The organism is Flavobacterium sp. UBA7663, assembly GCF_002483315.1.
Classification (GTDB): domain Bacteria; phylum Bacteroidota; class Bacteroidia; order Flavobacteriales; family Flavobacteriaceae; genus Flavobacterium.
The window spans coordinates 60,877-72,550 of the sequence record NZ_DLHR01000012.1; the positions used below are offsets into that span (position 1 = coordinate 60,877).

At 29.7% G+C, this 11,674-nt stretch carries 14 protein-coding genes; 10 read left to right on the top strand and 4 right to left on the bottom strand.

The annotated features are described in order from the left end of the window. The first annotated feature begins 13 nt into the window (after positions 1–13). The 3 genes from B2741_RS02940 to B2741_RS02950 all read left to right on the top strand — a co-directional run bounded on the left by B2741_RS02940 (position 14) and on the right by B2741_RS02950 (position 3,045). Complete coding sequence (locus tag B2741_RS02940; protein WP_291135292.1) at positions 14–691, top strand: metal-dependent hydrolase; 678 nt, start codon at positions 14–16, stop codon at positions 689–691. Between the two features lie 41 nt (positions 692–732). Next, complete coding sequence (locus tag B2741_RS02945; protein WP_291135294.1) at positions 733–1,929, top strand: hypothetical protein; 1,197 nt, start codon at positions 733–735, stop codon at positions 1,927–1,929. 75 nt (positions 1,930–2,004) lie between these two features. Next, on the top strand, positions 2,005–3,045 hold the full coding sequence (locus B2741_RS02950) for an o-succinylbenzoate synthase (RefSeq protein ID WP_291135296.1): 1,041 nt from the start codon (positions 2,005–2,007) through the stop codon (positions 3,043–3,045). Between the two features lie 53 nt (positions 3,046–3,098). Here the strand turns inward: B2741_RS02950 and B2741_RS02955 are convergent, their stop codons facing one another. Continuing rightward, the gene (locus tag B2741_RS02955) at positions 3,099–3,341 is read right to left on the bottom strand and encodes a hypothetical protein (protein WP_291135298.1); all 243 of its coding nucleotides are present in this window, start codon (positions 3,339–3,341) and stop codon (positions 3,099–3,101) included. Between the two features lie 114 nt (positions 3,342–3,455). Between B2741_RS02955 and B2741_RS02960 the strand changes: the two genes are divergently transcribed. The 3 genes from B2741_RS02960 to B2741_RS02970 all read left to right on the top strand — a co-directional run bounded on the left by B2741_RS02960 (position 3,456) and on the right by B2741_RS02970 (position 4,963). Then, a complete protein-coding gene (locus B2741_RS02960) occupies positions 3,456–3,734 on the top strand; it encodes a hypothetical protein (RefSeq protein WP_291135300.1) in 279 nt (92 codons plus the stop codon). Positions 3,735–3,946: 212 nt separating this feature from the next. Then, positions 3,947–4,528, top strand: coding sequence for a tRNA-(ms[2]io[6]A)-hydroxylase (locus B2741_RS02965; RefSeq protein ID WP_264549237.1), 582 nt, complete (start codon positions 3,947–3,949; stop codon positions 4,526–4,528). A gap of 81 nt (positions 4,529–4,609) precedes the next feature. Further along, the gene (locus B2741_RS02970; protein WP_291135303.1) at positions 4,610–4,963 is read left to right on the top strand and encodes a hypothetical protein; all 354 of its coding nucleotides are present in this window, start codon (positions 4,610–4,612) and stop codon (positions 4,961–4,963) included. On the opposite strand, the gene B2741_RS02975 is transcribed toward B2741_RS02970, so the two are convergent. Beyond that, positions 4,960–6,177 (bottom strand): glycosyltransferase family 4 protein, encoded by a 1,218-nt coding sequence (locus tag B2741_RS02975; RefSeq protein ID WP_291135305.1) that lies wholly within the window; start codon positions 6,175–6,177, stop codon positions 4,960–4,962. The genes B2741_RS02970 and B2741_RS02975 overlap by 4 nt on opposite strands. Before the next feature lie 437 nt (positions 6,178–6,614). Here B2741_RS02975 and B2741_RS02980 point away from each other — a divergent pair, with 437 nt between their 5' ends. Further along, on the top strand, positions 6,615–7,127 hold the full coding sequence (locus tag B2741_RS02980) for an NUDIX hydrolase (protein ID WP_291135307.1): 513 nt from the start codon (positions 6,615–6,617) through the stop codon (positions 7,125–7,127). Here B2741_RS02980 and B2741_RS02985 read toward each other — a convergent pair. Together B2741_RS02985 and B2741_RS02990 are read right to left on the bottom strand one after the other, a co-directional pair. Next, entirely contained in the window at positions 7,124–7,732 is a 609-nt protein-coding gene (locus B2741_RS02985) for a YkgJ family cysteine cluster protein (protein ID WP_291135309.1), read from the bottom strand. The two genes, B2741_RS02980 and B2741_RS02985, sit on opposite strands and share 4 nt — an antisense overlap. Before the next feature lie 81 nt (positions 7,733–7,813). Then, a complete protein-coding gene (locus B2741_RS02990; RefSeq protein ID WP_291135311.1) occupies positions 7,814–8,428 on the bottom strand; it encodes a YkgJ family cysteine cluster protein in 615 nt (204 codons plus the stop codon). A gap of 288 nt (positions 8,429–8,716) precedes the next feature. Here B2741_RS02990 and B2741_RS02995 point away from each other — a divergent pair, with 288 nt between their 5' ends. The 3 genes from B2741_RS02995 to B2741_RS03005 all read left to right on the top strand — a co-directional run bounded on the left by B2741_RS02995 (position 8,717) and on the right by B2741_RS03005 (position 11,673). Then, a complete protein-coding gene (locus B2741_RS02995) occupies positions 8,717–10,006 on the top strand; it encodes a tyrosine-type recombinase/integrase (protein WP_291135313.1) in 1,290 nt (429 codons plus the stop codon). 453 nt (positions 10,007–10,459) lie between these two features. Beyond that, on the top strand, positions 10,460–11,116 hold the full coding sequence (locus tag B2741_RS03000) for a response regulator transcription factor (RefSeq protein WP_291135315.1): 657 nt from the start codon (positions 10,460–10,462) through the stop codon (positions 11,114–11,116). Between the two features lie 110 nt (positions 11,117–11,226). Further along, complete coding sequence (locus B2741_RS03005; protein ID WP_291135317.1) at positions 11,227–11,673, top strand: T9SS type A sorting domain-containing protein; 447 nt, start codon at positions 11,227–11,229, stop codon at positions 11,671–11,673. Position 11,674: the final 1 nt, after the last annotated feature.

Here is an 11,674-nt window from a genome sequence, read left to right on the forward strand (position 1 = left end):
AACATCTAACGTTATGAAAATCACATTCTACGGACACGCTTGTATCGGAATTACATTAAATGATGTTCACATTTTAGTTGACCCATTTATTTCGGGTAATCCAAAGGCTTCTCATATTGACATAAATACGTTGGAAGCCGATTTTATTTTGCTAACTCACGCACATCAAGATCATATTTTAGATGTAGAAGCAATTGCTAAACGAACAGAAGCGGTTATTGTTTCTAACTACGAAATTGCATCACATTACGGAAACAAAGGTTTTAATTACCATCCAATGAATCATGGTGGAAGTTGGGATTTTGAATTTGGAACGGTGAAATATGTAAACGCTATTCACACGTCTTCTTTTCCTGATGGAAGCTACGGAGGACAACCTGGCGGATTTGTAATCGAGGGCGAACACAAAAATATCTACATTGCTGGCGACACCGCTTTAACAATGGATATGAAATTAATTCCAATGAGAACCAAGTTAGATTTAGCGATTTTACCAATTGGAAGTAATTTTACAATGGATGTCGAAGATGCTATTATTGCTTCTGATTTTGTACAATGTGATAAAGTTTTGGGTTATCATTTTGATACGTTTGGGTATATCGAAATCAATCATGAAGACGCTAAACGCAAATTTTTCGATAAAGGAAAAGATTTGATGTTATTAGAAATCGGGCAAAGTATTGAATTGTAATTCTTTGGCACCCAAATTGTATTTATCTATTAAAAATTAAAATGAATAAACTTTTATATTTAGTATCAGCCTTATTGTTATCAACTTCGTTTTTTGGTCAAAAAGATGGTTTTTGGGACAAAGAACGCGCTACAACAAAAGAAATTAAACTTTCAGCAGGAAAACGAACACTTATTAAAGCCGAAGATTTACCTGTTGGAACTACCGAATTTGTATACCGAATTACCGTTTTAGATGAAAATCAAAAACTAACTTCAAGTTTGGTTTCGGTATTAAAAGCCATTCCAGATCCAACCGGAATTAGTCAAGGAACAGCTGGAGCGATTCATTTGACTTCCGCAATTTCGGGTGATGATAAATGCACGTTTGCCTTATTTCAAGAAGCAAATGCAGCTAATTTATTTTTGAAAGAAGGAAAAACGGATAGAGCGTGTTGGGAACAAAAAGAAAAAGTGAATAAAGACGCCAAGTTGATTTCGTCTTCTTCTTTATGTTTGACCAATTTGCCTAATCTATGGTTCGGATTCGAAAGTCAGAATTGGGTTATGAACCAAAAAATTGTCTTAGAAGTAGTGCCTTGGGTAGATTATAAAGCAAGTAGAGGTTGGACCAAACAAAACAAAAAAGAACTTGAAACAGAAATTGCAAGACTAGATTTTGTTAGTTCACTTTCTAAAAAAGAAATTTTTTCTGGAGAATTTATAGATTTATTAATTGGAAAATATAAATACAAGGAATTTAAAGATTTATTACTATCTGAAAAAGCAAATAGTATTCAAAATCTTGCGATTCAAGCAGTTCAAAACACCAAACAGATGAATGATTTTTTAGAATTTAAAAGAAAAACAGCTTGGGACTTTTATAAGAAAAACCAACATCAGAAAGCAATTGATTATATTTTAAAAGAGATTGTAGATAACAAATGGGCACAAGCTAAAGATTACAGTGCTTTAGGAGATATTTATATAGAAACGAAACAATTTGTTAAGGCTAAGGAATCCTATTTTAAAGCTACTCAATTAGATAATAATCAACTTTGGTATCAGTTAAAATATGCAAATTCTTTAGTGTTTAATGAAGATATCTCTCAGGCTAAAGAAATACACAAAAAATATAAGAGTAACAATATTGATGTAAAAACCTCTTGGATTCAACAGGCTAAATTTGATATAGATTTTTATAAATCAAAAGGTTTGAATGTTGATGATTTCAAGAAAATATTGAGAATATTAGAATAAATTAATCAATTTCAATTTCAAAAATCAACTTCAAGATTTTGAAATTTGTACTTGAAATTGTCATTGTACTTGAAAATGAAAGCAACCTACAAAAAATACATACTCAATTTCAAACGCCCAAGCGGCACTTCTCGTGGTGTAATGTCGGAGAAAGAAACTTGGTTTTTGATATTGGAAGAAAACGGAAAAATTGGAATAGGTGAGTGTGGTATTTTACGATCACTTTCTATTGATGACCGACCGGATTATGAGGAAAAATTACAATGGGTTTGTCAAAATATTCATTTAGGAAAAGATCAATTGTGGCAAGAATTAATGGAATTTCCTTCGATTCAATTTGGTGTAGAAATGGCGTTTCTTTCTTTGCAATCTAAATCACTTTTCGAATTATTTCCTTCAGAATTTACGGAAGGCAAAAAGAATATGTTGATAAATGGTTTGGTTTGGATGGGCGAGGAGCAATTCATGAAAAGTCAAATCGAAGAAAAATTAACTCAAGGATTTTCATGTATAAAGCTAAAAATTGGAGCTATTGATTTTGAGAAAGAATTGGGATTATTGCGATTTATTCGACAAAATTTTGATGCTAAAACCATTGAAATTCGGGTAGATGCAAACGGTGCTTTTGATTTAAATGAAGCTTTAGATAAATTAAATCAGTTAAATGAATTTGAATTACATAGTATAGAACAACCTATAAGAGCGAATCAAATTCAAGAAATGAAATTATTATGTCAACAAACACCATTTCCAATCGCTTTGGATGAAGAATTAATTGGTGTTTTTGGAATAGAAAAGAAACGAAAACTTCTTGAAGAAATTCAACCACAATACATCATTTTGAAACCAAGTTTAATCGGAGGTTTCAAAGGAACTTTAGAATGGATTGCTATTGCTGAAAGTTTAAATATTGGTTGGTGGATTACTTCTGCTTTGGAAAGTAATATTGGTTTAAATGCGATTACGCAATTTACATTTACACTTCAAAATCCATTGCCACAAGGTTTAGGAACTGGTGGTTTGTATACCAATAATTTTGATTGTCCGTTGGAAATTAAAAAGGGAAGAATTGCTTATAATCCAAATTTAGTATGGAATATTTCCAATTTAGTTTAAAATAAAAATGTCTAAATAGTAAAATATTTTTCTACTATTTAGACAAAATTGGGTTATTTTTTTTTCGCTTCAGCACCATCTTTAGAAACTTCAACTTCGGTTTTACCGTCTGAATATTTTACACCGTCAGAATTCACTTTTATCTTTGTTCCTTCTTCTTCTGGAGCTGCAGCAGTTGAATCCACTGTAGTTTGTTCAATTGTTATTTCATTTACCGGTTGTTCTTTTACTTCTTCTTTACAAGAAACAAAAAATAGAATTGCCAACGCGCTTACTGCTAAACTTAATTTTTTCATAGTATAGGGTTTTATTATTTCTTACAAGGTAGTCAATTTAAGTGAGGTTTTCAGATTTATCAGTAAGTACTTTTTTTTAAATTTCTGCGTTCTAACAAAATAAAATATAAAATCATGAAAAGAAATCTATTAATCGCACTTGTTGTGATTGCTTTTTTGTCGTTAGCATTATTTGGATTTAAATCTTTTATTTCGTCAATAAATAGTCAGAGAGATTGCGAATTTGCTAATATTGATAATATTGAAATGAATGTTGGAATCAATATTCCTTCAATTGAGAATTCAGAATGTAATTATGATAAAGTAAAAAAGGAAAAATCAGTTTACTTTAAGTTTGATAAAGATATCAATATTCATGAATATTGTAATTCTAACAAATTTTTAAAATTGTAAACTTCAAATTTAGAAGATTATTTAGATTTTAATTATGTAGGAAATAGCTTTCCGCTTAAAGAAGGAACGAATAATTATTACTTTAAAAAAGAAACAAGATATTCTAATAATTACCATGCTATTTTAAATGCAGACACAAAAGAATTATGGATTGTAATTTCTTTTAAAGATTGATACAAATAGGTTATTTTTGCATCTTAAATCATTTATAAATGTTTCGTTTAAAATTACCAACCGACCCAAGATGGGCTAATATTGCTGAAGGAAATTTAGAAGAAATTCTAACTGATCATGCTTGGTGCGAACTTAAAGCGGCTTCCAATGCGATTATGTTAATTAATTTATTGCCTGAATTTACAGAAATTACAACGGAATTAACCAAAATTTCAAAAGAAGAGTTAGACCATTTTGAGCAAGTACATGAAATTATTAAAGCTCGAGGTTGGGTTTTAGGACGCGAACGAAAAGATAGTTATGTAAACGATTTATTCAAGTTTATGAAACCCGGAAATCGCAAGCATTTAATAGTAGAACGCATGTTATTTGCTGCAATGATTGAAGCCAGAAGTTGTGAACGTTTTAAAGTACTTTCTGATAATATTCAAGACGAAGAATTAGCTGTTTTTTATAGAGAATTAATGATTTCAGAAGCCAACCATTATACTTCATTTTTACAATTTGCGCACGAATTAGCAGAAGAAGGTTACGATGTTAAAAAACGTTGGGAAGAATGGCTAGAATTTGAAGCAAAAGTGATTGAAAGCTACGGAAAATCGGAGACGATACACGGATAATTTAAATTTTGAATTTTGGAAATAATCTATTTTATTATTTTTCTTATAGTTTATTTATATGTTTTCTTTATTGCTGAAACAATGAAAAAAGAAAGGTATAAGAATAGAATTGTTGTTTCAATTGTTTTTTTCTTTTTCTCTTTTTTGTATAGTTTAATATTTTTTAATCCAAAATGGATTAACTATACAATATTAGGATTGACACCAATTATCGTTTTATTGAGTTATGAATTCTTAAAAAATATTTTAAAACCTTGGATAGGCGAATATCCTTATATGCCAAGTCGTATGGAAGGTATAGGTTTTAAAATTGGAGGTAGTAACGGATATCCAAAAAATAGAAAAGTTACAAGAGCGGATGTGTTATTTGGTTGTTTACTTTTAATTTTACCAGGACTTATTATAATGTTTCTCTATAGACTTTTCGCTAATTAAATTGCATTTTTCGATTCAATCCATTTACTCATATACTTTGTACTTTGTAAACCTTGATGTTGCAAAATTTGTCCCAAGAAGTTTTGATTTCTATGCGTTTTTAAATCTAGTTGAAGTGCTTCAATTCTATTCATAAAATCACTTGTAAATAATTCCTTTTTGAATCGTTTTTCAATGATTTCATAACCATTTTTTTGAGCGGTTTCCCAAAGCGATTTATCGTTATACAATTTGATTACTTTTTCTATAAAATCATCTTCATCGGAAGTGATGAATCCATTCCAATCTAAATTTCCGTTCATTGCTTCGGCACCCATTTTTGTGGTTATTGAAGGTAATCCCAATTGCATGGCTTCAAACAATTTGCCTTTCAAACCAGCACCGTAGGGAATTGGTGCTAACAAAAGTTTTGCGTTCGAATACACTTGAGTAACACTTTCGGCTCTTCCTTTAATTAGAAACCCTTCTTTTTCGTTGTGCAATTGCTTGGCTTTTTCCGAAACATATGCACCATAAATATTAAGTTCGGCTTCGGGAAGTTGTTTTTTGATTGATTTCCAACATTTTTTTAAGGCTAAAACGGTTTGCCAATTGGGTTCGTGCAAAAAGTTACCAATGCTTACAAAATGTTGTCTGTCTTCAAATTTTTTGACATTTGTATTCATATCTTCTGATAAAAAAGGTAAATAGTATAAAATAGAAGCATCAATTTTGAATGTTTCTGTTGCCAATTGCATTTCGTATTCAGAAATCAATAAAGTCAAATCGCATCTATAAATGGAAGCTATTTCGCGTTTAAAAACATCTGAAATATAATCTTCAAAAACCAACTCACGATTTTGTTTGTAGGCCACTTCTCTGGCTTTTCGTAAAAAATGTAAGTCTTCAGTGTCTAAAATCCGTAAAGCATTCGGGCAATTTTCCATCACACGCCAACCGTATTGCTCTTCTATCATAAATCGGTCAAAAAGGACAACATTTGGATTTAATGCTGTAATTTCAGTATCAAAACTACTATCATTCAGTTGAATGGCTTTGGTTTTAACCGAAATCTGACTCAAATCAAACGAAAAATCGGATTTAGAAGCCGAACACAAAAATGTTATTTCATAATCTTGCTTTTGAAACAACGAAATGAGTTGCAACATTCTGCTTCCAGCTGCTGTTGAATTTGGTTCGGGCCAAACGGTTCCTATGATGACTAAATGCTTCATGTGACAAATATAGTTATATAGTTTCAGGTTTCAAGTTTCAAGTTTGTAGCACAAAATTTCTCAAAGTTTTACACAGAGTTTTACAGAGTTTTTTGAAATGGTTTGTGTTGAGAGAGTTACTCAGAGGCGTTTCACTTTGTTTTTGTTTCAGGTTTTTGGAACACAGATTTTAGAAATTTAAAATAATCTTTGAAATCTTATACGAACTCAATTCAACGTAACGTTTACTTGTTTTTTCCTTATATGACTTATATGTTTAATTTTTACTAGGACGTTGCACTTCATTTAGCACACGGATAAAACGGATTTGCTTGTGCAAAACGCTGATGATTACGGATTTTCATAAATAGTATCATAGTAAATTTGTAATTGTTCAGGTTTCAAGTTCAAATTGAAAATTTAAAAGTAAATTTGTACTATCACTAATCACTATAAAAATGACATTTTTCAAATTTTGCCCAAGTTGTGCTTCAACCCATTTTACGTTTCCTGATAATCGTCGTTTTTTGTGTGATGATTGTGGTTTTACCTATTATCATAACATTGCGGCTGCTGTAGCGATTGTTTTTACGTTTGAAGACAAAGTGTTGTTTACGGTTAGAAATGTCGACCCAGACAAAGGAAAATGGGATTTGCCGGGTGGATTTATCGACCCAAATGAAACTGCTGAAGAAGCGGCTTTTAGAGAAATCAAAGAAGAATTAGGAATTGAAATTTCAAATAATGATTTAAAATACATCACTACTTCTCCAAACAATTATTTGTATAAAAATGTACCATATAGAACAATGGATATTTTTTATGAATGTGCATTAACTTCCGATGTAATTAAAGTGGAAGCAGAAGACGAAATTCAAGAGTTAATTTGGGTAAAACGTTCGGAAATTGATTTGAATCAAATTGGTTTTATCTCGATTCGAAAAGTAATCGGTGAAAAATATTTAGGTTAAGCACAATTAAAATGTCCGTTTGGCATTGGACGATAGGCGTAATATTGCAATACTTCTTCGATAGCTAATTTGAGTGCTTTATTTATTGGAACAATTACATTTCCCAATTGAAAATCGATTTGGGATAAATTCATATAGTAGTCTGTAAAAATGGGAACCGGTAAGCCTTTATTGATTAATTCGGTTGATTTATTGTAATTTTCAGCTTGTCCTTCTTTGATAATTTTGCAAGTTGCCAATCGCAATTGACCATATTTATCGGTATTGGCTCCAAATCCAAAAAGACGGCAAATTAAACCTCGATATTGATAACTGCTGCAATTTCCTTTGTTTTTATCCAACAATGAAAGCGGATTATAAATAAAACATCGGTTTACAGTAGATTTGTTTAGTGTGTTTAATACTTTTTCGGCTTCACCATTTAAAAATAAGTGAAAAGCCCAAGGTAAAAACTCTAAAGGTGAAGCATCAATTTCGGGATGATTGCAACATTTGCCACAACCAGTAACGCAACTTAATTTAGTGTGTGATTGAAATTCTTTTATTTCAACATCCAAATTTTGGAATAATTCTTCTACCAAAACAACACGTTGCTCAATGGTCATAATTTTTTACCGAAGGTAGGCTATAATTTGGTAGTTTGTTTGATTTGTTACTTTTAATTCAACAAACTGAAAATAAATCTTTTATATAGATTTTTTGTAGTTATCAGGAAAAGGTCTGTAAGCATAATATTGTAAAACTTCTTCTAAAGCGGCTTTCATAGCTTTATTTACTGGCAAAAAAACATTTCCAAGCTTAAAATCTATTTGCGAAAGTTGCATGTAGTATTCTGTAAATATAGGCACAGATAAATCAGTATTTATAGCAATTGTGGCATTTTCAAAATTTGTTGCTTGTCCTTCTTTGATAATATTACACGTTGCAATGCGTAATTTTCCATATTTATCCGTTGTGGCACCAAAGCCAAAAAGTCTGCAAATTAATCCTCGATATTGGTAGGTACTGCAATTTCCGGATGTAAATTCTGCTAACGATTTTGGACGATATAAAAAGCAAGTAGCTGTTGTGCTTTGTTCTAATTCTATTAGCGTTTCTTCAGCTTGACCGTTTAAAAAAATATGAAAAGCCCAAGGTAAAAACTCAAGTGGCGAAGCATCAATTTCTGGTGTTGAGCAACATTTTCCGCAACCAGCAATGCAACCTAATTTTGTTTCTTTTTGGAAATCTATAATTTCCACATCAAGATTTTGAAACAAGGTTTCAACTAATCTTACGCGATTTTCTATAGAATTATCCATGTTTTTTGTAGATTTACACTGAGTTAAGATATAAAAAAAAGCGTTCAAAAAGATTGAACGCTTTAGTATTTTGTGACCTCGACTGCAGGAGGTTTTCAGTCACTTTTTTTACTGTTTTCGCGTCAATTCGATGTTTTTCAGAGGCTTTTTTAAATCATTTTTTTGTTTAAGTGGACAGAAATGGACTCAAATGGTTTAGAATGGTCACAATTTTGGTCACAATATTTTGATTAAAATTTGCCAAAATCTAATATTACAATAATGTTAATTTTTTTAAAAAAGACAGTAATGAAAATTAGATTTTACCTTCGCAAAAGTACAAAAAAGTATTCAATAAATTTTGAATACAGAAATTCAAATGGTTCTATTAGATTAAGAACTTCTACAGGATACATGATTCAGAATTCAAAAGAGTGGGATAGTAGAAAAGAAAGACTAAAAATTCCATCTTCAGTATTTGGAGCAGCAGACATTAATACAAAATTATCTGAAGCTATGTATAAATTCAATAAGTCAATTTCGGCAATTGATGAAACGGATATTTCAGAAGGTATTGTTCAGAAAATAATGTTAGATGCTTTTGGCAAAACTAGTGTTGCTGATAAAGAAAAAGCGAAAGTTGAGAGTTATAAAAGTAATTTGATCTCATATTATAAATGGTTCTTAGATTATTATTCCGTTCACAATAGTCCATACACAAAGAAAAAATTAGGTCAAGGAACATTAAAAACCTATAAAACTGGTTTATCCAGATTGCAAGAATATATAGAAGATAGAAAATTGAAAAAATTTTCATTTAATGATTGTAATAGAGAATTTTATAATGATTATGTATTGTATTTATCTTCTCTTAATTATTCTAAAAACTATCTTGGTACAATTATTCAAAAATTAAAAACAATTTTAGGTTATGCTTATGAAGAAGGTATTCATAACAATAATGAATTCAAAAAAGGCTATTTTTCTAAGATGACTGAGGAAATAGATCATGTTTATTTAACCGTAGAGGAATTAAAGAGAATACAAGAATTAGATTTAAAAGATCCAATTTTAGATGGTGTAAGAGACATCTTTTTAATTAGTAGTTATACTGGTTTAAGAGTTTCAGACATGTTAGGATTATTAAAAAAGCCATACCAAGTTATATTTGAAGAAGATGGTGTGAAATATTTTCAACTAAGACAAATGAAAACATCTAATGCTGTAATTATTCCATTGAATTCAATAGTGAATTCAATAATAGAAAAACGAGAGGGGAAATTGCCAGATTATATTTACTCTGGATTGATTAATGAGCACATTAAATCAATCTGTAAGAAAGCAAAAATTACTGATAATCATTCATTAACGAGAACAGTAGGGAATAAGGTGGAGGAGTATAATTTGCCAAAATATAAATTTGTTTCATCACATACAGCAAGAAGGTCTTTTTGTACAAATGCATTTAAAGCTGGTATGCCTATTCAAGATATTATGGCGATTAGCGGACATAAATCGGAACGTGTTTTTCTAAATTATGTAAAAGTGCAAAAAGTAGAAAATGCAAAAAGAATTGCGAAACATGAATTTTTTAGATAAAGAATAATAGTTTATTATATATAGTTGAGATTAAAAATCTTTATGTTGTGAGTCACTTTCGAGCGACTGAGGAGAATTTAATATTTAATTGAATTAACATTAAAAAAAAAAGAGCTTTAAAGAAAATGAATTCTGAAAAAAATTATGGAAAAGGTTTTATACCAATTGAAACTGAAATTCACGTAAAACTTAATTGGGATTATGATTTAATTGTAAACTGTTTTGAGCAGAGAAGAGGCGTTTCGAACTTTTTTAAGGAGGATTTAATGCTATTAATTCAAAATTTTATAAGATGCTGTAAAACGAATTAAGTTATATACTCATATGTAAAAGTTATTATTTGACATACTTAAAATCAAAATTGATTAAAATTTATTGCGAATCAAATAAATATTAGTATTATTGCGGTACCCCCTAAAAATACAATAATATTAACTTAGAAATTTTTTAAATTTGAATATTTTTATTGCAGAAGATCATCAAATGACAATTGAAGGTTATAAGATGATACTTTCATTTTCAAATGTATTAGGGGATAATGTTAATTACATTGAGGCAAATTCGTGTGAGGAAGCCTATTTAAAAATTAATAGTGCTAAAGAAATAAATACAAATATTGATTTAGCAATTATTGATTATTCAATGCCTATTTATCCTCTAGAAAATATTTTTAATGGCACTGATGTATGCCTTTACTTAAAGAATATTTTTCCAAATTGTAAAACAATAATATTAACTGCTAGTATTGACAATATTACATTGTTTGATATAGTTCAAAATGTATCTCCCGACGGAATTGCTACCAAAATGGACGTAAGTGGTGATGTATTTCTAGAAATTATTGAAAATGTTTTGTCAGGAAATAAATATAGAAGTTTTTTTGTCGTTGAGCAATTAGAAGAAATATGGGAAAATGAAGTTTTTATTAATGAGAAAAATAGATTAATACTTCAATACCTATCTTTTGGTTTTAAGATTAATGAAATTGCAAGTGAATTGTCAGTTTCTGAAATTACAATCAAGAAAAGAATATCTAAAATAAAACAATCCTTGAATCTTAATGAGGATGAAAATATTCTAAAAGAAGCCAAATCTCGTGGTTATATTTAAATTTTAACAATAATTATACCTCAGGTATACATTTGGTTAAATGTTAAAATTTTCTTTGCTCTTAGTTTCAATTATTTGAATTTTGTACGAAATTCAAATGACTATATATTATGAAATTGAAACTATTCGTTCTCTTTATGCTTGTCTCTTTATTTACACAAGCTCAAAAAATTCGTTTTGAATATGATGATGCAGGTAATCAAATTCAAAGGAAATGGTGTCCTAGTTGTTTATCTAGAAATGCTCAAGAAACATATAAAGAGATTTCTAATTTAGAAGAAACTGACATGCAAAAATTCTTTCCTGAGGATGTTATTTCATACTATCCCAATCCTGTTAAAGAAGAACTTTTTTTAAAGTGGGAATTGGTTGATGAAAATAAAGTTTCAAGCATAGATGTGTTCACTTTGAATGGTCAGGTATTGAGAACTATTAAAGAAAACTTGTCTCAAAATTCTTTGGTTATTTCATTTCAGGAATATCCTATCGGAGTTTACTTTTTAAGTTTGAATTATACGAATGGGGATCAAAAAAATATAAAAATTATTAAAAATTAAC

Bases quoted from the DNA above. Each gene is read 5' to 3' on its own strand.
- B2741_RS02940 (WP_291135292.1), top strand. From the start codon at position 14: ATGAAAATCACATTCTACGGACACGCTTGTATCGGAATTACATTAAAT.
- B2741_RS02945 (WP_291135294.1), top strand. From the start codon at position 733: ATGAATAAACTTTTATATTTAGTATCAGCCTTATTGTTATCAACTTCG.
- B2741_RS02950 (WP_291135296.1), top strand. From the start codon at position 2,005: ATGAAAGCAACCTACAAAAAATACATACTCAATTTCAAACGCCCAAGC.
- B2741_RS02955 (WP_291135298.1), bottom strand. From the start codon at position 3,341: ATGAAAAAATTAAGTTTAGCAGTAAGCGCGTTGGCAATTCTATTTTTT.
- B2741_RS02960 (WP_291135300.1), top strand. From the start codon at position 3,456: ATGAAAAGAAATCTATTAATCGCACTTGTTGTGATTGCTTTTTTGTCG.
- B2741_RS02965 (WP_264549237.1), top strand. From the start codon at position 3,947: ATGTTTCGTTTAAAATTACCAACCGACCCAAGATGGGCTAATATTGCT.
- B2741_RS02970 (WP_291135303.1), top strand. From the start codon at position 4,610: ATGAAAAAAGAAAGGTATAAGAATAGAATTGTTGTTTCAATTGTTTTT.
- B2741_RS02975 (WP_291135305.1), bottom strand. From the start codon at position 6,177: ATGAAGCATTTAGTCATCATAGGAACCGTTTGGCCCGAACCAAATTCA.
- B2741_RS02980 (WP_291135307.1), top strand. From the start codon at position 6,615: ATGACATTTTTCAAATTTTGCCCAAGTTGTGCTTCAACCCATTTTACG.
- B2741_RS02985 (WP_291135309.1), bottom strand. From the start codon at position 7,732: ATGACCATTGAGCAACGTGTTGTTTTGGTAGAAGAATTATTCCAAAAT.
- B2741_RS02990 (WP_291135311.1), bottom strand. From the start codon at position 8,428: ATGGATAATTCTATAGAAAATCGCGTAAGATTAGTTGAAACCTTGTTT.
- B2741_RS02995 (WP_291135313.1), top strand. From the start codon at position 8,717: ATGAAAATTAGATTTTACCTTCGCAAAAGTACAAAAAAGTATTCAATA.
- B2741_RS03005 (WP_291135317.1), top strand. From the start codon at position 11,227: ATGAAATTGAAACTATTCGTTCTCTTTATGCTTGTCTCTTTATTTACA.